At 62.9% G+C, this 19,537-nt stretch carries 16 protein-coding genes and 1 pseudogene; 9 read left to right on the forward strand and 8 right to left on the reverse strand.

Annotated features, from left to right (window positions below; translation table 11 throughout):
- Positions 1-27 precede the first annotated feature (27 nt).
- Positions 28-408, forward strand: a complete 381-nt coding sequence (locus LDZ28_RS04490; RefSeq protein ID WP_244827509.1) for a c-type cytochrome — start codon at positions 28-30, stop codon at positions 406-408.
- Between the two features lie 96 nt (positions 409-504).
- On the opposite strand, the gene LDZ28_RS04495 is transcribed toward LDZ28_RS04490, so the two are convergent.
- The 3 genes from LDZ28_RS04495 to rsxB form a co-directional block, all read right to left on the reverse strand.
- Positions 505-936, reverse strand: a complete 432-nt coding sequence (locus LDZ28_RS04495) for a DUF1841 family protein (RefSeq protein WP_244827510.1) — start codon at positions 934-936, stop codon at positions 505-507.
- 101 nt (positions 937-1,037) lie between these two features.
- Complete coding sequence (gene nth, locus LDZ28_RS04500; RefSeq protein ID WP_244827511.1) at positions 1,038-1,682, reverse strand: endonuclease III; 645 nt, start codon at positions 1,680-1,682, stop codon at positions 1,038-1,040.
- Positions 1,679-2,500 (reverse strand): electron transport complex subunit RsxB, encoded by an 822-nt coding sequence (gene rsxB, locus LDZ28_RS04505; RefSeq protein ID WP_244827512.1) that lies wholly within the window; start codon positions 2,498-2,500, stop codon positions 1,679-1,681. The genes nth and rsxB overlap by 4 nt, the downstream gene beginning before the upstream one ends.
- 360 nt (positions 2,501-2,860) lie before the next feature.
- Between rsxB and LDZ28_RS04510 the strand changes: the two genes are divergently transcribed.
- Positions 2,861-3,493 (forward strand): TetR family transcriptional regulator, encoded by a 633-nt coding sequence (locus LDZ28_RS04510; RefSeq protein ID WP_244828000.1) that lies wholly within the window; start codon positions 2,861-2,863, stop codon positions 3,491-3,493.
- A gap of 112 nt (positions 3,494-3,605) precedes the next feature.
- On the opposite strand, the gene LDZ28_RS04515 is transcribed toward LDZ28_RS04510, so the two are convergent.
- Together LDZ28_RS04515 and LDZ28_RS04520 are read right to left on the reverse strand one after the other, a co-directional pair.
- Positions 3,606-4,877, reverse strand: coding sequence for a polyhydroxyalkanoate depolymerase (locus LDZ28_RS04515; RefSeq protein WP_244827513.1), 1,272 nt, complete (start codon positions 4,875-4,877; stop codon positions 3,606-3,608).
- A 347-nt stretch (positions 4,878-5,224) separates the two neighbouring features.
- Complete coding sequence (locus LDZ28_RS04520; RefSeq protein ID WP_244827514.1) at positions 5,225-7,099, reverse strand: glycoside hydrolase family 15 protein; 1,875 nt, start codon at positions 7,097-7,099, stop codon at positions 5,225-5,227.
- A gap of 395 nt (positions 7,100-7,494) precedes the next feature.
- Between LDZ28_RS04520 and LDZ28_RS04525 the strand changes: the two genes are divergently transcribed.
- A complete protein-coding gene (locus LDZ28_RS04525) occupies positions 7,495-7,743 on the forward strand; it encodes a hypothetical protein (RefSeq protein ID WP_244827515.1) in 249 nt (82 codons plus the stop codon).
- 65 nt (positions 7,744-7,808) lie between these two features.
- Here the strand turns inward: LDZ28_RS04525 and LDZ28_RS04530 are convergent, their stop codons facing one another.
- A complete protein-coding gene (locus tag LDZ28_RS04530; RefSeq protein ID WP_244827516.1) occupies positions 7,809-7,961 on the reverse strand; it encodes a DUF3096 domain-containing protein in 153 nt (50 codons plus the stop codon).
- 170 nt (positions 7,962-8,131) lie between these two features.
- Here LDZ28_RS04530 and LDZ28_RS04535 point away from each other — a divergent pair, with 170 nt between their 5' ends.
- Together LDZ28_RS04535 and LDZ28_RS04540 are read left to right on the forward strand one after the other, a co-directional pair.
- Positions 8,132-9,475, forward strand: a complete 1,344-nt coding sequence (locus LDZ28_RS04535) for a lactonase family protein (protein ID WP_244827517.1) — start codon at positions 8,132-8,134, stop codon at positions 9,473-9,475.
- Between the two features lie 275 nt (positions 9,476-9,750).
- A complete protein-coding gene (locus tag LDZ28_RS04540) occupies positions 9,751-10,818 on the forward strand; it encodes a transporter (protein WP_244827518.1) in 1,068 nt (355 codons plus the stop codon).
- 6 nt (positions 10,819-10,824) lie between these two features.
- Here LDZ28_RS04540 and LDZ28_RS32825 read toward each other — a convergent pair.
- A pseudogene (locus LDZ28_RS32825) lies at positions 10,825-12,429 on the reverse strand (DNA translocase FtsK); the annotation flags it as partial.
- A gap of 2,212 nt (positions 12,430-14,641) precedes the next feature.
- A complete protein-coding gene (locus LDZ28_RS04550) occupies positions 14,642-15,214 on the reverse strand; it encodes an META domain-containing protein (protein WP_244827519.1) in 573 nt (190 codons plus the stop codon).
- Between the two features lie 295 nt (positions 15,215-15,509).
- Between LDZ28_RS04550 and purT the strand changes: the two genes are divergently transcribed.
- From purT to LDZ28_RS04570, 4 genes are all read left to right on the forward strand, one after another.
- Positions 15,510-16,778: a formate-dependent phosphoribosylglycinamide formyltransferase gene (gene purT, locus LDZ28_RS04555; protein WP_244827520.1), complete on the forward strand. Its 1,269-nt coding sequence runs from the start codon at positions 15,510-15,512 to the stop codon at positions 16,776-16,778.
- Between the two features lie 45 nt (positions 16,779-16,823).
- On the forward strand, positions 16,824-16,979 hold the full coding sequence (locus LDZ28_RS04560) for a DUF6726 family protein (RefSeq protein WP_309845184.1): 156 nt from the start codon (positions 16,824-16,826) through the stop codon (positions 16,977-16,979).
- Positions 16,980-17,073: 94 nt separating this feature from the next.
- On the forward strand, positions 17,074-17,406 hold the full coding sequence (locus LDZ28_RS04565; protein WP_370652096.1) for an MliC family protein: 333 nt from the start codon (positions 17,074-17,076) through the stop codon (positions 17,404-17,406).
- A gap of 421 nt (positions 17,407-17,827) precedes the next feature.
- Positions 17,828-19,297 carry a DEAD/DEAH box helicase gene (locus LDZ28_RS04570; RefSeq protein WP_244827521.1) on the forward strand — a complete coding sequence of 490 codons (1,470 nt, stop codon included), beginning with the start codon at positions 17,828-17,830 and terminating at the stop codon, positions 19,295-19,297.
- Positions 19,298-19,537 lie beyond the last annotated feature (240 nt).

Below are 19,537 nucleotides of genomic sequence, written 5' to 3' on the forward strand. Positions count from 1 at the left end.
CGGTATTGCATGGACACAGGAGAATTCATGATGCCCTCTCAGGCACTCCACACAAGCTTCAAGGCGGCATGCGCGGCAGCGGCGCTCATCGGCATGGCGGCGTTGAATGTTGCGCACGCGGCGGACGTCGGCAACGGCAAGGCACTGTCCGAGAGCCACAATTGCTCGGCCTGCCACGGCCCTAACCTCAATAAACCAGTGAGCGGCGAGTATCCGCGTCTCGCGGGTCAGCATGCGAGCTATATCTACTGGGCGCTCCGGCAGTATCAGATTGGCGGCGGAAATCCGAATTTCGGCCGCAACAACGCCATCATGGCGGCGCAGGTGCAGAACCTGTCGCAGAGCGACCTGAAGGATCTCGCGGCTTATATCGAATCGCTCGATGGCAACCTCGTGCTGAAGAAGTAAGCGCGCTTCGGTTCGTTCGCGTCAAACGAAACACCCCGCATCGAGCGGGGTGTTTTGCTTTGTCGCGCGGCTTCGAAGATGTTTAGTCCGGCGAAGTTAGTCCTTTGAAGCTCGACGCTCGATGAGCGCGAGGTATGCGTCGGTATCTGGCGGCGTGTTGCTGCGCTGCGCTTCCCAGATCACCTGCCCGAGGCATTCCATGATGGCGTGCTGCGCATCGTGCGTGGAGCCGAGCCGCGCGGCCAGTCGCTCGTGCGCTCGACGAATGCCAGGCGGCTGATCGATCGACATCTGTTCGGTGATCGCAAGATGCATCGACAGATGCAGAAACGGGTTGCTCTGGCCGCGATCGGGTGAATAGTCCGCGCCTTGTGCTTCCGGATCGATGAGCGCGTCGTGATATTCCGGATGCTCGCGCATCCAGTCGGCGGCCATGCTTTCGAGCGGCGTGAGAATCTCGCTCGCGCGCTCCTTGCGCCAGGTTTCGGTGAAGAATTGACGAACTTCGTCGCGGCTAGGGTTGAACATAAGGTATTGATTCGATTGCGGGATTCAGACCGCTATTGTAGAGCTAGGGGTAGGAGTTCTGCTTGAGCGCTGGGGCAATTGGCGCTTGGCTGCCCGGCGATTCAAACCACCGGCGCCGGCGTCTTCGGCCGATATTCGCAAAGCGGCTCGATCGCGCAATGCCAGCACTCCGGCACGCGCGCCTTGCAGACGTATCGCCCATGCAGGATTAGCCAGTGATGCGCGTGCTGCAAAAATTCAACCGGGACATACTTCTCCAGCGCGGTTTCGACCGCCCGCACGTCCTTGCCCGGCGCCAGTCCCGTCCGATTGGCGACGCGAAAGATATGCGTGTCGACGGCAATGGTCGCTTGCCCAAACGCAATATTCAGCACGACATTCGCTGTCTTGCGTCCGACGCCTGGCAGCGCTTCGAGCGCCTCGCGATTGTCGGGCACCTCACCGCCGTGTTGCTCGATCAACATCCGGCACGTTGCGATCACGTTCTTCGCCTTGGTCCGATACAGCCCGATCGTGCGGATATAGTCCGTCACGCCTTCCTCGCCGAGCGCAAGCACCTTTCCGGGCGTGTTGGCGACGGGGAACATCTTGCGCATCGCCTTGTTGACGGAGACATCGGTGGCTTGCGCCGAGAGCATCACGGCGATCAACAGTTCGAATGGCGTCGTGTATTCGAGCTCCGTCTTCGGCTCCGGGTCGATGCTTTGCAACGTTTCGAAGATGGCGCGGCGCTTTTTGGCGTTCATCGTGAGTTCGGGGGATCGTTGTTCGCGTCTTCCTGCATGGCGAGCCGCCGGCGGCGCTCCTCGGCGGCATCGATCTGCGCTTGCACGGCGGGGCTCACGTTGTCCGTGTTCTTCGGGCCGGTGCCTGCGCGCGCCATCTCTTCCTTCTTCTTGCGTGCGCGGTCGAGCGCGGCCTGAATGATCGCGCGTTTCCTGGCTTCGGGGTCGTCGGCTTGCGCGGCGGCGCTTGCGGCTGCTTCAGGCCGTGCGGAAGATCCCGCCGCTTGCGCCCGACGCGCCGATGCACGCGCTTCGGCCGCCGCGCGCTCACGTTCGTCGCGCGCCACGCGCCGGTCATGACGCTCGCGCGCCGCGTCGGCTTCCGGTTGAGACCACGCATTCCAGCCGGTGGCGTCGCCGGTCACGGGAATCATCGTGATGCAATCGACGGGGCAGGGCGGCACGCATAGATCGCAACCCGTGCACAGTTCGGGGATGACCGTATGCATCTGCTTCGCCGCACCGACGATTGCATCGACAGGGCACGCCTGCATGCAAAGCGTGCAACCGATGCACACGTTCTCGTCGATCACGGCAACGGGACGCGGACGTTCGACGCCATGCGTGGTGTCGAGCGCAATCACGGGCTTGTCGAGCAATCGAGCGAGCCGCGCGATACCTTGTGCGCCGCCTGGCGGGCACTGGTTGTAGTTTGCATCGCCCGCGGCGATGGCTTCCGCATAAGGCCGGCAGGCGGGATAGCCGCACTTGGTGCACTGGGTCTGCGGCAGCGAATCTTCAATGCGCTCGGCGAGCGTCTTTGAAACGATAACGGTCACGAAGGGGTCGCGGTATGGCTTGGGGAGTCGAGGCAGGGAGGAGCGCAAGAACGGCTCGACCACAATCAAACACGTATGACGGTTGCTCGCTGCCTGCATTCGGCGCGCTTATTCCGCTTTTGACGACGGTACGCGCTCGGGTTTAGGCGTCATTATCGCCGAAGTCGCAAATAGTCGTGCTGCGAACGCTTAATCCCAATTGCCAATGACGTGGCGATGTGCGCATAATCAAAGCGCTTTACCGTTTGACCGCAGGACGGTGTTCCCCAATAACCATGGGCAGCGCCCGTTCACGTCATGTACCCAAACGCGGGCCGCGTGACGCTCATCCGGACAACGCGGCTCCTGAATCATGCCACCATGAATCAGCCGAAAATCAAAAGAGATCCTGAAGGCACCCGTCGCCGTATCCTGCTGGCTGCTGCAGAAGAGTTTGCAGCGGGAGGACTGTTCGGCGCGCGCGTCGATCAGATCGCGCGCCGGGCCGAAACCAATGAACGCATGCTCTATTACTACTTCGGAAGTAAGGAGCAGCTTTTCACGGCAGTGCTTGAACACGCCCTCGGCTCGCTCGTGGAAGCCGAGCGCACGCTCGACCTCGACGGCGTGGCGCCCATCGAGGCCATCACGCGCCTTGCCCATTTTGTCTGGGATTACTACCGCGATCATCCGGAATTGCTGAGGCTGATCAACAATGAAAACCTGCACGAGGCGAAATACATCAAGAGCTCGAATCGCACGCGCGAACTGATCTCGCCCATGCTCGAAACGGTCACCGCAATTCTGGATCGCGGCCAAAAAGCCGGGCTTTTTCGAAACGATGTCGACCCGTTGAAGTTCTATATCACGCTGTCGGGGCTCGGCTACTACATCGTATCGAATCGATTTACGCTCGAAGCTACATTTGGACTCGACTTTAGCGAAACGTCGCAGCGCGAACAAATGGTGCGGATGAATACGGAATTGCTGCTCGCGTTTTTGACGCGTCGTTAATCGTCTGACACGCGGCCAATAAAAAAGTCGCGCCTGGAAACAGGCGCGACTTTTTGTCTTTTACGGAACCGGTTCTATAAACCGGCGCGTAGTCGAACTCGGTCACTGAATCTCAGGCCGGCACGGCTTCCTTCTTCGGCGCCTTGTCGTGTTCGAGAATGAACTCGCGCAGTTGCGGATACACCATCGTGCGCCAGCGGCGTCCGGAGAAGATGCCGTAGTGACCAGCTTTTTCCGCCGTGAAGTGCCGCTGATTCTGCGCGGGAATGCCGGTGCAGAGATCGTGCGCGGCGCGTGTCTGACCGCTGCCGGAGATGTCGTCCAGTTCGCCTTCGATAGTGAACAGGGCCGTCGCCGTGATGTCTTGCGGGCGCACGCGCTCGCCGTTCACGTCCCACGTGCCTTCGGCAAGACGGAACTCCTGGAACACGATACGGATGGTCTCCAGGTAATACTCGGCGGCCATGTCGAGCACGGCGTTGTACTCGTCGTAGAAACGGCGATGCTGCTCGGCGTCGTCGTCGTCGCCGCGAAGAAGGTTCTGATAGAAGTCCCAGTGCGCGGTAAGGTGGCGCTCTGGATTCATCGCGACGAATCCCGCGTGCTGCAAAAAGCCCGGATACACCATGCGGCCCACGCCCGGATAATTCGCCGGCACCGTATAGATGACGTTGTTCTCGAACCACTCGTACGAGTGCTCGTTGGCGAGCGAATTGACTGATGTCGGGCTGCGGCGCGCGTCGATCGGGCCGCCCATCATGGTCATGGTGCGCGGCGTGTCTTCACCGCGGCTCGCCATCAGCGAAATGGCGGCAAGCACCGGCACGGTCGGCTGACACACCGAAATGACATGCAGGTCCTTCGCACCGATATGGCGGATGAACTCCTGAATGTATTCGACGTAATCGTCCAGATGGAACGCGCCATTTTCGACCGGCACCATGCGCGCGTCCAACCAGTCGGTGATGTACACCTTATGGTCTTGCAAAAGCGTGTTCACGGTGTCGCGCAAGAGCGTTGAATGGTGCCCGGAGAGCGGCGCGCACACCAGCACGATAGGCTCGTCCTTCAGCTTGGTGACGGTGGCGCTGTCGTCGGCGAAGCGCTTGAAGCGCAGCAGACGGCAAAACGGCTTTTCGACAACCGTCTGCTCGACGATCGGGATGTTATGGCCGTCCTTCACGATCTGATGAATGTCGAACTGCGGCTTTTCGTAGTCTTTGCCGAGCCGGTACAGCAATTCGTAGCCGGCGGCAAAACGGCTCGCGCCGGGAACATAGGAAAGCGGGCTCGCCGGATTCACAAACGACTTCGATGCGGCCTGGGCCCAGGCGGTGAGGGGCGACAACATGGCCCGCTGAACTTCGTGGATTTGGTAGAGCATGGTTGCCCCGTGAAAAACCGGTCTGCGTGTCGATCCCGGCAAGACTTCCGGCGATCAGGCTCAACGACGCTCGATAATCCCCGCGTGCGGCGGGCTGTCGCCGCACGCGAGGCACTGTCTCTTCCCTTACTACAAACGTCTGATGCTTGATACTGGGCAACTTCTGGGCATTTAACGACACGCCCGGCTCGGAGCTTGAGCCGAAGCAGAATTTTCTGCGCAACAAACGCACAATTCCACTAAACGCTTATAAATACCAGCTTTTGCTTCGCTACGCGCAACAGTTAAATTTTGTGCGTTGCACCAATCTTAACTGCATAGCATTCGTATTCCAAACACGACTTTGCCTATTTCTTGGCCATCGCGGCTTCTAGCGCTGGATTTGCCTTGAGATTCCCGTCTTTCGAGTCACCCGCAGGTTGACCTGTCGCTTCGGCCATCTCTTCCTCGTGCCGCATCAGATTCATGCCGGTGTGCACCAGCGCCACGTGCGTGAACGCCTGCGGAAAGTTGCCAACCATGCGCTTCGCTATCGTGTCGTACTCCTCGGCCAGAAGGCCTACGTCGTTGGCGAGGCCGACGAGACGCTCGAACATCTGATGCGCCTCATCGAGCCGCCCTTGCAGCGCGAGGTTGTCGACCAGCCAGAAGCTACAAGCCAGAAACGTGCCTTCTCCAGGCGGCAGACCATCGGCGACTTCGGTCGTGTGATAGCGCTTGACCAGTCCATCGTGCGTCAGAGTGGTTTCGATTGCATGTACGGTGCCGGCCACTCGCGGATCATCAGGCGGCAAAAAGCCGAGCAACGGGATCAGAAGGAGGCTCGCATCGAGCGCATCGCCGTCATACGTCTGCGTGAACGAATTGATTTGCGGATTCCAGCTTCTCGCGCAGACGGCGGCATGCACGCGCGCGCGCATCTCGCGCCAATGATCCACCGGACCTTCCAGATCGAACTTTTCCGCCGATTGAATCGCGCGGTCGTAGGCCACCCACGCCATCACCTTGGAGAACGTGAAATGCTTGCGGCCGCCGCGCACTTCCCAGATGCCTTCGTCGGGCATCTCCCAGACGGTGTCCAGGTGCTGAAGCATGGCGCACTGGATCGACCATGCGGTTTCGTCGCTTTGCAGGCCACCGACGCGCGCGAGATGCAACGCGTTCATCACTTCGCCATAGACGTCGAGCTGCAACTGATTGACCGCGCCATTGCCGATGCGCACCGGTTGCGCGCCTTCGTAGCCCGGCAGCCAGGGAATCTCGTATTCGGGAAGACGCCGCTCGCCCGCGATGCCGTACATGATCTGCACCTGATCGGGCGAACCCGCCATCACGCGCCCCAGCCACGCGCGCCAGGCGCGGGCTTCGTCGTAGTAGCCGCCGCGCATCATCGCGAGCAGCGTGATGGTCGCGTCGCGCAGCCAGCAATAGCGATAATCCCAGTTGCGCGTGCCGCCGAGCTGCTCGGGCAGCGACGTTGTCGGCGCGGCAACGATGCCACCGGTCGGCTCATACGCCAGCGCCTTGAGCGTAATGAGCGAACGGCGTATGGCGCTGGCCCACTTGCCCTTGAGTTCACTTTGGCTAGACCATTCGCGCCAGTAATTTTCGGTGCGTGCGAGTTGCGTGTGCGGATCGTGCGCGGGCGGCAGCCGCAAATGCGATTGCGAATAGCACAGCGAAAAGGGCACGCGTTCGCCCGCGCCAACGTCGAAGTACGCGGTCGTGCGCATGTTCTCGCCGACGAGATCCACGGGCGTGCGCAGCACGGCGAGATCGGGACCGGCAATCGCGCGAATGCCGCTCGCATCGGGCAGACGGCTGACCCACGGAATCGCCGAGCCATAGTCGAAGCGCAGCACCAGTTCCATCTTCATGCGCACCGAGCCGCGTTTGCCCACGACGATGCGCACCAGTTCCGAATGACCGTTGCGCGAAGGCATGAAGTCGACGATCGTCACCGCGCCATCGGGCGTCTCGAAGTCGGTTTCGAGGATCAGCGTGTCTTCGCGATAACGACGCCGGATGACCGGCGCTTTACCGTCGGGCATTTCCGGCGCGAGCAGCCATCGGCCATGTTCGGGTGTGCCGAGCAACGCCGAAAAACACGAGGCTGAGTCGAAGCGCGGCCAGCAGAGCCAGTCTACGGAACCGTCACGGGAAATAAGTGCTGCGGTGTGGCCGTCGCCGACCATGGCGTAATCTTCGATCAATGCTGGCATGCGGACATCTTCCTGCTGGCGGCGCCCGAGAGCGCCGAGGGTTGGAATGAGAACGACACAGACATGTAAGACGCAAAACGCAAACCTTTGGTCTGGCCGCATTCTGCCGCATTCGTTCACGGTGAGCAGGAAACCGGGCGAACGCTCCTTTATCGCGGCGGCAACGGCGCGCCCCGCCGGGCTGGCGGAAACGCCCGCGCGACTCGCCGATGAACACTTGCCGGAACGATCGGCCAATGTTTAAATGAAGTCTTACGAACGGCCTTCAGGTCGCGTCGTCCAACTGCGCGTCGGGGCAATGTCGCGCTGTCATCGACCTTCTTTCGCACCACGGTCTCACGCTTCGCACGTCGCATACCGGTTCATCACGTCGTGATTTCGGGGAACAGAACACCATGCACAATCCGTCGAAAGCTGACTGCATCGCCATTCTTTCCGCAGCAAGCCGGTTGAACGAGCCGGACACTTTGCTCGCGCTCGATCCCGGACATCTCGGTTTGTCGCGCAACGCGATGGAAACCGCCGCTGTCTTTCTCACCGAGCGCGGCTGCTTCAGCGGCTATTCCTTCGACGCGGCGGGCGTCGCGGTAGGCGCGCTGTCCCTGCAAGGCCGCTTGCGGCTGGATCAACTCGCCAACGGTTGAAACGCGAAGACTTTCGCGTCCAATCCTAGGACATGCGCGCGGTTCAAGCCGCGCGCATGCGTTCGTCAGAAATGCGCCGAGCCCATGCCGAATAGCCCGATCAGTCCAATCACGATCAGATAGATCGCGACGATGAAGTTCAGCAGTCGCGGCATCACGAGGATGAGAATCCCGGCGATCAGCGACACCAGCGGCCCAAGGCTTACGTGAATGTTCATCGCAGCAACTCCTTTTTGTTGTTGGTTCGAATGGTTGGGTTTAGCCTGTTGCGGTTTGCCCGGTGGCACGGTGGGAGCAAAACTTGCTCGCGCCACGCCAGCCAGACGATGCCGCAGCCGTTCGCGCATCGCCCTCGATAACAAGCATCAGAAGACGATGAGGAGCTTTCATGCACCCGAGCCATCCGTTGCCGGAACGGTTGTCCGCCGTCGCGGCGAGACGCACGTCGCAAGTGCCGCGCCCGCTACAGAATACGCTCACGAGTTCGCTCTTGGCTTCATTCAAGCCGCATAAGTGGGTTCGGGGTTTCGCGTTGATCCTGTCGATCGCGGCCACGCATGCCGTGGCGCAGACGCCCGCAAGCGCGACGCCGGCCGCGGGCGCCAGTGGCGCTGCGGTTTCATCGGGCGGCGAGGTGCTCGATCTGCTCATCGGCACTTACACGGGCGGCGGCAAGAGCGAAGGCATCTACGTTTATCGCTTCGATACCGGCAATGGCGAGCTGACGCGCGTCGCGTCGGCGCAGACGGTGAACCCGTCGTATCTCGTCGTGAGTCGCGATCACAATTACGTGTATGCCGTGAACGAACTGCCCGGCGACAACGGCCCGGCTTCGCAACGCGGCGGCATCAGCGCGTTTCGCTTCGATCGCGCAACCGGCCAGTTGAGCTTTTTGAACCGCGTGTCGGCGGATGGCAACGACCCGTGTTACCTCGCGCTCTCGCCAGATGGCAAATATTTGCTGACAGCCAATTACTCGGTGGCGGCCAATCCCGGCGGCAGCTTTGCGGTGTTTCCGATCAACGCCGATGGTCACGTCGGCACCTCCGTGCTGACGGTGCATCACGAAGGCAACGGGCCCGTGAAAGGGCGGCAGGACAACTCGCACGTCCACTCGACCGTGTTCTCGCCCGATGGCAAATATCTCTTCACGCAAGACCTGGGCGTCGACAAGGTGTTCGCGTACCGCTACACGCCCGATGGCAGCCGCGGCCTGTTCGGTCCGACCGATGCGCGTTACACGCCGATCAAGGCTGGTTCGGGCCCACGGCATCTTATTTTCGATGCCGGCGGCAAGCATGCGTATCTCACGACCGAAATGAACGCGTCGGTGCTCGTCTTCAACTATCGCGACGGCAAACTCAGCGAAACGCAGAGCGTGCCGATGACCGCGCCCGGCTTCAAAGGCAAGATCGGCGGCGGCGCGGTGCATCTGTCGCCCGATGGACGCTTTCTGTATGCGACCAATCGTGGCGACGCGAATGAGCTCGTCGCGTTCGCGGTCGATCCGAACAACGGCCATCTCAAGCTCTTGAAACGATATCCGACGCTCGGCAAGACGCCGCGTGAGTTCGCGATCGACCCGAGCGGGCGCTGGCTCATCGTCGGCAATCAGGACAGCGACAGCGCGTTCTTCTTCCGGCGCGATCCGGCATCGGGCGAACTGGCATCGGATCCGAAGCGGCTTTCTATCGGCTCGCCGGTCGATTTCAAGTTCGTCTCGCCGTCTTGAGAAGTTTTGCGCGGTGCGTTGTCGATCGCGGCAATGGTCCGTTCCAGGCTTTCGTCACGTGACCGACACGCGAAGCCGTCACGGTTTCATCTCTGTGCACGGTCTTCGCGCTTCTCATGCGGCCCGTGCAACCGATGGCCACGGCGGCGTTGTGTTTTTCCGGGTCCGCCACGAGTTCGAGTACGATGCTGCGTCGGCTCGCGAAGCCTGGCATTCGGAACCGAAAGGTATCCTGATGAAATCGAAAGACAACGGAAATTGCAGGGAAAGCAAGATTGAACACGACTTACACTTCCGGCCGCGCCGGGCGTCCCGAACCGGGCCCGCAGCCTGACAAGAACGAAGCGGCGCCGCCCGGCTTTATCAGCGCGTTTCGCTTTGCGGGCGGCCAGGCGCTGCGGCTTTCGTGGGACGAAGCGCGCGATGCGATCACGGGCGACGGACCGACGTGGCTCCATCTCTCGGCCAACGACGATACCGTCGAAGGCTGGCTCGAAGGCGTGAGTTCCATGCCCGATGTCGCGCGCGAATTTCTGAACGGCGAGGACAAACGTCCGCGCGTGCACATGGGACCGAATTTCATGTACGGCGTCGTCGCCGACTTGGAGCTCGTCGCGGCGACGCCCGCGGGCGCGGAGCCGGGCGCACGCGAGGCGATTCGCGCGACTGGCGCGTTGCGCTTTTACGTCGACCGCAACCGCATGATTACGGTGCGCGCGCGTCCCTTGCAGTCGACCGACCGGCTGCGTCATGCCGTGCTCGAAGGCGCGATGTTCCGCGATACCGTCGATCTTTTCGCGGGTCTGATCCGCGCGCTCAACGAGACCTTCGCGGACCGTATCGATGAAATCGGCGACCGTCTCGACGATGTCGAAGAGGGCGTGCTCGAAGGAGGCCATTCGAACTGGCGCGTCGAACTCGGCGTGGTGCGGCGGCGGCTGGTGGAGGTCAAGCGCTTTATCGACCCCGAGCGTAACGCGCTTACGCAACTCGTGACGCGCCGGCTTGAATGGGCCGAACCGCGCTCGATGGAAGCGCTCGTGCAAGCCATTCAGGTGCTCAACGGATTGGGCGGCGGGCTCGAAGGACTTTACGAGCGCGCCAAACTCTTGCAGGACGAAATCGCCGCGCTGCTTTCCGAGGACATCAACCGCAAGCTCTTGTGGCTCGCGATCATGTCCGCGTTGTTATTGCCCGCCACGCTCGTGACGGGCATCTTCGGCATGAACGTCGCGGGCTTGCCGGGCACGCACAATCCCGCTTCGTTCTGGGTGGTGGTCGGCGTGATGGCGGGATGCGCCGCCATCACGATCTTCCTGTTGCGCCGCTTGCGGCTCTGGTAAAAACGCTTAGTCGGCCGGGCCCGGCGGTGCGAGCACTTCGCGATTGCCGTTGCTGCCCATCGAGGAGACGAGCCCGGCCGTTTCCATCTGCTCGACAAGCCGCGCCGCGCGGTTATAGCCAATACGCAGTTGCCGCTGCACCGACGAAATCGACGCGCGCCGTGTGCGCAACACGAACGCGACGGCTTCGTCGTAGAGCGGGTCGGCTTCGGCCTCGGGCGTTTCGCCGAACAGGTCTGGCGACGCGCCTTCGGACGTCGGCCCGGACAGAATGCCTTCCTCGTATTCCGGCTCGCCAAACTGCTTCAAATATTCGACCACGCGATGCACTTCGTCGTCCGCGACGAACGCGCCGTGTATGCGTTGCGGGTAGCCGGTGCCGGGTGGCAGGAACAGCATGTCGCCTGCGCCGAGCAGCGATTCCGCGCCCATCTGATCGAGAATCGTGCGCGAATCGATCTTGGACGACACCTGAAACGCCACGCGTGTCGGAATGTTGGCCTTGATGAGACCCGTGATGACATCGACCGAAGGCCGCTGCGTCGCGAGAATCAGGTGGATGCCGGCCGCGCGCGCCTTCTGCGCAAGACGCGCGATCAATTGTTCGATTTGCTTGCCCGCGACCATCATGAGGTCGGCCAGTTCGTCGATGATCACGACGATGAGCGGCAGCGTCGATAGCGGCTCGGGTGCATCGGGCGTCAGCGAAAATGGATTCGTGAGCTTCTTGCCGGCCGCTTCGGTGGCGCGGATTTTTTGATTGAAGCCCTGCAGATTGCGCACGCCCACCGCCGACATCAGCCGGTAGCGCTTTTCCATTTCGCCGACACACCAGTTGAGCGCGTTCGACGCGAGCTTCATGTCGGTGACGACGGGTGCGAGCAGATGCGGAATGCCTTCGTAGACGGACAGTTCCAGCATCTTCGGGTCGATCATGATGAGGCGCACGTCCTCAGGCGTCGCCTTGTAGAGCAGCGAAAGGATCATTGCGTTGATCGCGACCGACTTGCCGGAGCCCGTCGTGCCCGCGACCAGCATGTGCGGCGCTTTGGCAAGGTCGGTGACGACCGGATTGCCGACGATGTCCTTGCCCATCGCGATGGTGAGATTCGACTTCGACGCGCGGTACACGTCCTGTTCGAGAATCTCGGAAAGACGGATCATCTGGCGTTTCGCGTTCGGCAGTTCGAGGCCCATGCAGGTTTTGCCGGGAATCGTTTCGACGACGCGGATCGACGTAAGACCGAGGCCTCGCGATAGATCCTTCATGAGGCCGACGATCTGACTGCCGCGCACGCCGAGCGCCGGGTCCACTTCGAAGCGCGTGATGACGGGGCCAGCGGATGCGCCGACGACCGTGACGGGCACCTTGAATTCCTGCAGCCGTTGTTCGATTAGCTGGCCGGTTTCGGCGAGTTGCTGTTCGGAGACGGGTTCGGCGTCTTCGGATGCGGGTTCGAGCAGGTCGAGCGTGGGCAATTCAACTGCGGATGCGTGCGGCGCGTGGAATTCGAATTCGGTGGGCGCGAAACCGCGTACCGGCGGGCGCGGGGCGCTTGCTGGCGACGTTGTTGCGGCGGGTGGCGCTTCGGCTTCGGCCTCTTGCAACGGGACGGCGACGGAGAAGCGCACGATGTTCGATGGCTTTTCCGGCGCGTCGAGGGCTTCCTCGCGCGCGGTCTCGTGGACGGGAGACGTCGAAGCGCTTTGGATCGAGTCATCTCGAAGCGACGCGGGCGCGTGCCGCACGGTGCCGTCGCGCGGCAATGCGGGTGCGCTTTGGCCGGTTTCGTCGCCAGGCAACGTGGATGTGCTTCGGAATGTGTCGTCGGGAGGCAATGCCGTCGCGTTTCGCACGGGATCCGCACCAGACGGGGCGGGCTGGTCGCGAGCATCGTCGAATGCGTCCACGAGCGGCGGCGGCTCGTCCATCGGCAGGAACGACGGCAGCGGAGGTGGCTCGTATCTCGGCGACGATGACGGCTCGTCCAGCCACGGCGGTGCAGGCGTTTCGGTGTGACGCGTTGGCTCGACGAAGTCAGGCTCGATGCGCTCCGGCGTGAACTCGCGATGACTCGGTGGCGTAGCGGGCGTTGCGGGCGCTTCCAGCGAAACCGCTGCCGGTGCTTGCGACGCGACATTGGCTCCCATGCGTGAGAAAACGAGCGTGCTTGCCCCAACGGAGGTGGCATCGTCTGAAATGGCGCTGTCCGCGTTCAGTCCGCCATCGATCAACGTGTCCGCTGGCTTCGGAGAGAAGTCGACAGGTTCCGTACTCGTTGGCGCTCGCGTCACGGCGTCGCTCGCAGATTGCGATGCGACTTGCGAGCCAGACGCTGCGGCCATATCCGCCACGATCGCTTCAGGTTCACGCGCGAGCCCCGTTCCGGCGAGCGACGTCCATAACGCGGCGTTCTCCTCGATAGATCGCAGCGTCGCCTGAACGGACTCGGGCGGCGGAGGTGGTTCGAGCGGCGGAAGTGCCGAACGCGCCAGCGCGTCGGCGGGCGTTGGCAGCGAACGCCCAGCAAAGTCACGCGTGGCCGGTGTTGCGGTCGGACGAGCGGGCGGCGTGCGCCGCACGAGCCCAGGCGAAGTCTGCCCCGCACGACTTTGTGCGGGCATCGGACCGCGTGCATTGCCTCCTGCCGATACTGAAGCGGTGCCGCCCCGGGCCAGTGCAGCCGATGCAGCCGGAGCCGCACCCGCCCGAGAAATATTCCCGCGCGGCTCGACCGCAACCGATGAGGCAGTACTGCGCGACGCAGAAGCCGCAGCCATTCCCGCGGAAGCTCGCGCCGACGCTGTCGTGCCATTCGCGCCTTGTGCCGGCCGCGCGCCTGGCGACACCGAGGCACGCGGCTGCGTGGACGGATTCAACCATCCACCGGGCGCGACCGGCTCGATGGGCATCGGCCGACCGGACGCGCTCTCCGCTTCGAACGAGGATCGGCTGAGACGCACGGCGGCATAGTTGGTCGATGCGGTATTCCTCGCTGACGCCTGATCGCGATTCGCGCCGCTCTTGCCGATCGAAGGCGGACGCCACGCAGTAGGCCGCCGATAGCGTCCGCGTTGCTTGCCGGTTGGCAAACCGAGCGTGGGCTCATCTTGCGCCACGCGCACGGACGAGGCATCGAAACGATCCGCGCCGATGCCGCGCACGGGGATCTCGCGCGCCGTCTTGGTCTTGTCGCGCGCACGACGCTCGAACCAGCCGGATGCATCGCGTCGCCCACGGCGTTCCTTCTTCGGCTGCGGTTCGCGCTCGTTTTTTTCGGGTGGTGTCAGCCAGCTCTTCGGCAAATCGAAGCCGAACGCTTCATCGAACCAGATCAGCACCGAGCGCCACGAGAACTCGACGAGCCACGGCGCGAACATTGCCAGCACGAGGGCCGCAACGGCAATCGCGCCAGCCGGATAAGCCAGATTGACGAGAAGCAAGGCAAGCGCCCGACCACCGCGATTGATATTCGCCTGCGTTTCGACGCCACTTGCAAGCAGGCCTTCGAGCACGCTGCTCGACAGCAATACGCAGATAAAGCCGACCCACAGCCGGATCGTGCCGGGGCCGCGCAGTCCGCTGCCGCTCGGGAGCACCGATTTCACGATGCGCCAGAGGAGCGGAAGGATCCAGACGACTGATGCACCGAACCAGCCGAGAACTACCATTTGCATGCTAGAGATAGAACCAATGTTGGGTGAGACGTATGAGACAGGACCAGACTCGCTGCCCGCTTCGGACGCGTGCGCGTTCAACCAGGCAGTTTAACGGTTGCGGCGTGCGCCGATAGGTATGGCGCAAGCACGCAACACCTCGCGCTTACTTTGGCCGCGGCGCGAACGTGAGCACCTGTCCATCGACGAGCGTCAGTTGCAACGCTGGCGGCGGGTTCATCTGAACGCCGCTTCTGGCGACATGTGCGAGTCCATCCAGATACGGCTGCTCCAACGCACCGCCCGTGCCGGAGACGCAAGCCATGCGCGTACCGGCAAGCGGACCGAACGTGAGCTTGCCGTCTTTCAGGTCATAGGCGCCCGCGAAGCGGTTGCAACCGGAAAAGCCGCTCGCGCGCCGATGGCCGCTCGCCGTCGAAAAGTCGAGCGTGATGGGCTGTGCGCCGCTCGCGTCCTGAGGAAGCGCACGCGGCTTGCCGCTTGCATCGGTCCAGCGCGTGAGCTGCCATTGCGTGTCGTCGAGCAATTGCGTGGCGGCGGGGTTGTAGGGATCGGTGGGCGGCGCGCTCGCGTCGGGATGCTTGGGGAGCGCGCAGCCGGCGATGAAACCCGTGGCGAGCAGCAGCACACCGGCGCGCCGCGATGCACGTGTGAGCCACGCCGGCGCTCCCCGAAAAAGCGGCGACGAAGACGGTGTGCGGATGAAGTGCGTGGGCATCGGGGAGTCCTGAACTGGCGAAACCGTAAGGGTATCGCACTCGTCCTACGATTTGTCCAGCGCTCGATGCAACAAAATGATCGGCAGCGCTTTCCTCCCGTCGACGATCTTCGAAAAGCACGCGAATGCCTTGCAACTGAGCAGCGATACCGCTTGTCATACTGCTCTTGGCGCCTGTCAATAGACCGAATGGCAGAGCTGTTGCACTAAGCGGTGCGTGTTAACATCCGGGCCATTCTCGCCTCATCGAATGTTCGAGCAACAGGCGCCACCGAATCCGATTTCTGGAGCACTCATGCACACCGACTCGCAACGCGACCCCGCTACCGGCACGAATGCAGCGACCGACGTCGAGCGCCGCATCGGCACGCCGCTTTCGGCGCATGCCACGCGCGTGATGTTGCTCGGCGCGGGCGAGCTCGGCAAGGAAGTGATCATCGCGTTGCAGCGGCTCGGCGTCGAGGTGATCGCGGTGGATCGCTATGCGAACGCGCCGGGGCATCAGGTCGCGCACCGGGCGCATGTCATCGACATGACCGATGCCGTGGCGCTGCGCGCGCTCGTCGAGCAAGAGTCGCCGCATCTGATCGTGCCCGAGATCGAGGCAATCGCCACCGACGCGCTCGCCGACATCGAAGCCGCTGGCATTGCCACCGTGATTCCGACCGCGCGCGCCACGCAGTTGACGATGAATCGCGAAGGCATTCGCCGCCTGGCCGCCGAGACGCTTGGCTTGCCGACCTCGCCGTACGCGTTCGCGCAGTCGCTCGAAGAGATGAAGGCGGCGATCGCGAAGATCGGTTTTCCGTGCGTGGTGAAGCCCGTCATGTCGTCCTCGGGCAAGGGACAATCCGTGCTCGGAAGCGACGCGGATGTCGAGCCCGCCTGGAACTACGCGATGGCGGGCGGGCGCGTGAACCACGGGCGTGTGATCGTGGAAGGGTTCATCGACTTCGAGTACGAAATCACGCAACTCACCGTGCGCGCGGCCGACCCCGCGACCGGCGAGACGGCGACCTTTTTCTGCGAGCCTATCGGCCACGTGCAGGTGGCGGGTGATTACGTCGAATCCTGGCAGCCGCAGGCGATGAGCGCCGTCGCGCTCGCCCGCTCGCGCGATGTCGCGGCGAAGGTGACGACCGCGCTCGGTGGACGCGGCCTCTTCGGCGTGGAACTCTTCGTGCGCGGCGATGACGTATGGTTCTCGGAAGTCAGTCCGCGTCCGCACGACACGGGTCTCGTGACGCTCGCCACGCAGCGTTTCTCCGAGTTCGAACTGCACGCGCGCGCCATTCTCGGCTTGCCCGTCGATACCGCGCTGCAAACGCCGGGCGCATCGGCGGTGATCTACGGCGGCCTCGACGAAGCGGGTATCGCCTTCGAAGGCGTGGCCGAAGCGCTTGCGGTGCCGGGCGCGGATCTGCGCCTCTTCGGCAAGCCCGAGAGCTTCGCGAAACGGCGCATGGGCGTCGCGCTCGCTACTGGCGTCGATACCGGCGAAGCGCGTGAGCGCGCGAAGCTGGCGGCGTCGAAAGTAAAGCCCGTATCGAGTCGACCGGGCTGACCATCGCCTGCAAATGGCAGGGAGAAGATAGTGAAGCGAATCATCATGGCCGCGTTGATCGTGGCGTGCGCGGGACTTTCGGGTTGCGGGCTGGCCGCGGCTCCGTGCCGGATCGCGTCAGCGGGTTTGAAGATCGTGCCGGTGGTCGGCCATGTCGCGGCCGCGCCCACGGACGCCTGCGCGGACGTGATCGATCCATGATCTTCGGGCCATCCATCAAGGCTCGCCGAGCCGCTTCCCACGATTTCCGGACTCGATGATGAAACGATCTCTCGTACTTTCGGCCGCGCTTCTTATGGCGTCCTCGATCGCCACGACCGCGCGAGCGATGCCGCTCACCGTGCCGCAAATCCAGACCGCCTCGACGCAGACCACGCGCTACGACTGCAAGGACGGCAAGAGCGTGTCGGTGCAATACACCAACGCACGCAATCACCAGAGCTTCGCGGCATTGACGGTGGATGGCCGCAAACTGCTGTTCGTCAACGTGATCGCGGGTTCCGGGGCCAAATACGTCGCGGATCAATATACGTGGTGGACCAAGGGACCGCAGGCCAATCTCTATGACGAGATGGCGGCCAAGGACTCGCCGCCGCTGCTGGCCGATTGCGAGGCGCACAACAAGTAAGCGCGGCCCACGTCGTGCGCCTCTGTCTCATGAAGCGCGGAAAGGGGCGGATCGACGCCGGATGCTACAATGTGCGGCTTTCCGGCTAAGATTTTTGCCCTGCAGCGTCGTGGTTCGCATCGGCTCGCGTGGCCTTCCACTTGAGCGTGCGTCGGCCGCCTTGAAGGCGTCATCGAAGCCGTGTTCCATCGCAGCGGGCCTTGTGCCCGAACCTGCGGCGTTCCGCAGGCCGCGACCATCGGCCGAATCTGCGTCAGGCGCTCGTTTTCCTGCCCGGCGCGCTTCAAGTGCATGGCAAGCGCCGCGCACAAATGCTTGCGCGGACAACCCTCCGCGTCACCGAAATACTCACGCGTAATCGACCGAACGCCCGCTTACGCACCGCTTCAAGCGGATTTTTAGCGAAAGCCCAATAGTCACCATGTCAGATTCCGTCGCCACGAACCCGTCCACCGCGCCTACGTTCGATCAGTTCGGCCTGGCCGCCGACATCCTCAAGGCAGTGAGCGAGTCCGGCTATACCACGCCCACGCCGATCCAGGAGCAGGCCATTCCCGTCGTGCTCGCGGGCCGCGATGTGATGGGCGCGGCGCAGACCGGCACGGGCAAGACCGCGAGTTTTTCGCTGCCGATCATCCAGCGTCTTTTGCCGATGGCCAATACGAGCGCCTCGCCCGCCCGCCATCCCGTGCGCGCGCTGATGCTTACGCCCACGCGCGAACTCGCCGATCAGGTTGCCGCCAATGTGCAGACCTACTCGAAGCACACTGCATTGCGCAGCACGGTAGTGTTCGGCGGCGTCGACATGAATCCGCAGTCGGATGCACTGCGCCGTGGCGTGGAGATTCTCATCGCGACGCCGGGACGTCTGCTCGATCACGTTCAGCAGAAGACGCTCAATCTCGGCCAGGTGCAGATGCTCGTCCTCGACGAAGCCGACCGCATGCTCGACATGGGCTTTCTGCCGGACCTGCAGCGCATTCTGAATCTGCTGCCTAAGGAGCGTCAGACGCTGCTGTTTTCGGCGACGTTCTCGCCTGAAATCAAGAAGCTCGCGGCAACTTACTTGCGCAACCCGCAGACCATCGAAGTCGCGCGCAGCAACTCCACCGCGACCAACGTGCGGCAGATCGTCTTCGAAGTGCACGAGAGCGACAAGTCGGGCGCCGTCGCGCAACTGATCCGCCAGCGCGGATTGAAGCAGGTCATCGTGTTCTGCAACAGCAAGATCGGCGCGAGCCGGTTGGCGCGCGTGCTGGAACGTGATGGCATCGTCGCCACCGCGATTCACGGCGACCGTACGCAAGGCGAGCGCATGCAGGCGCTCGACGCGTTCAAGCGCGGCGAGATCGAAGCACTCGTCGCAACCGACGTGGCCGCGCGCGGGCTCGACATCGCCGAATTGCCGGCGGTCATCAACTTCGACTTGCCGTTCAGCGCGGAAGATTACGTGCACCGTATCGGTCGCACGGGGCGCGCGGGTGCGTCGGGCGACGCGTTGTCGCTGTGCAGCGCGAACGAACGCAAGCAGCTTGCCGACATCGAGAAGCTGATCAAGCGTCCGCTCGAAGTGATGACGCTCGAAGTAACGACGCCAGTGCGCCGTGAAGGCGCGCGGCGCGACGAGCGGCCGGTCCGCCCGGAGCGCAGCGAACATCGGCATGGCGCGCGGGAAGAAGCGGGTCCGCGCCGGCGCACGTCGGGGTCGTCGTATGATCGGCCGCGCGGGCGTCAGCAGCCGGTGGACGAATTCTTCCTCAAGCCCTACGAGCCCTCGCCCTCGGCGGTGAAGCGGCATGAGGAAAGCGTCGAGCCGGAGCGCAAGAGCGCGCCGAAGCAGCCGTTGGCCGCGTTGCTTGGCGGGTTGGGTGCGTTGCGTAAGTCGACTTGAGTTGGCGCGTGAAGCTCTAAGAAACGGTGGTCTCTGCGACTGCCGTTGAACCGTTGGGAACGGTACGTGTGGGATGAAAAGGGCAACCGGTTAGGTTGCTTTTTTTTGTGCCGCTCTTTGACCACTTAAAGGCCGCAGCCAAAGTCCTGACGCGACAAAAGGCCCAATCTCGTACCGCACTCGTCAGTCGAACGCTTACGCGGCGCGAGCTATTCGCCCCTCAAAAGCGAACGCATGCCG

Source organism: Caballeronia sp. TF1N1 (genome assembly GCF_022878925.1).
Taxonomy (GTDB): Bacteria; Pseudomonadota; Gammaproteobacteria; order Burkholderiales; family Burkholderiaceae; genus Caballeronia.

Excerpts from the sequence above, each read along its gene's own strand:
- LDZ28_RS04490 (WP_244827509.1), top strand. The coding sequence starts at position 28 with ATGATGCCCTCTCAGGCACTCCACACAAGCTTCAAGGCGGCATGCGCG.
- LDZ28_RS04495 (WP_244827510.1), bottom strand. The coding sequence starts at position 936 with ATGTTCAACCCTAGCCGCGACGAAGTTCGTCAATTCTTCACCGAAACC.
- nth (WP_244827511.1), bottom strand. The coding sequence starts at position 1,682 with ATGAACGCCAAAAAGCGCCGCGCCATCTTCGAAACGTTGCAAAGCATC.
- LDZ28_RS04510 (WP_244828000.1), top strand. The coding sequence starts at position 2,861 with ATGAATCAGCCGAAAATCAAAAGAGATCCTGAAGGCACCCGTCGCCGT.
- LDZ28_RS04515 (WP_244827513.1), bottom strand. The coding sequence starts at position 4,877 with ATGCTCTACCAAATCCACGAAGTTCAGCGGGCCATGTTGTCGCCCCTC.
- LDZ28_RS04520 (WP_244827514.1), bottom strand. The coding sequence starts at position 7,099 with ATGCCAGCATTGATCGAAGATTACGCCATGGTCGGCGACGGCCACACC.
- LDZ28_RS04525 (WP_244827515.1), top strand. The coding sequence starts at position 7,495 with ATGCACAATCCGTCGAAAGCTGACTGCATCGCCATTCTTTCCGCAGCA.
- LDZ28_RS04530 (WP_244827516.1), bottom strand. The coding sequence starts at position 7,961 with ATGAACATTCACGTAAGCCTTGGGCCGCTGGTGTCGCTGATCGCCGGG.
- LDZ28_RS04535 (WP_244827517.1), top strand. The coding sequence starts at position 8,132 with ATGCACCCGAGCCATCCGTTGCCGGAACGGTTGTCCGCCGTCGCGGCG.
- LDZ28_RS04550 (WP_244827519.1), bottom strand. The coding sequence starts at position 15,214 with ATGCCCACGCACTTCATCCGCACACCGTCTTCGTCGCCGCTTTTTCGG.
- purT (WP_244827520.1), top strand. The coding sequence starts at position 15,510 with ATGCACACCGACTCGCAACGCGACCCCGCTACCGGCACGAATGCAGCG.
- LDZ28_RS04560 (WP_309845184.1), top strand. The coding sequence starts at position 16,824 with ATGGCCGCGTTGATCGTGGCGTGCGCGGGACTTTCGGGTTGCGGGCTG.
- LDZ28_RS04565 (WP_370652096.1), top strand. The coding sequence starts at position 17,074 with ATGGCGTCCTCGATCGCCACGACCGCGCGAGCGATGCCGCTCACCGTG.
- LDZ28_RS04570 (WP_244827521.1), top strand. The coding sequence starts at position 17,828 with ATGTCAGATTCCGTCGCCACGAACCCGTCCACCGCGCCTACGTTCGAT.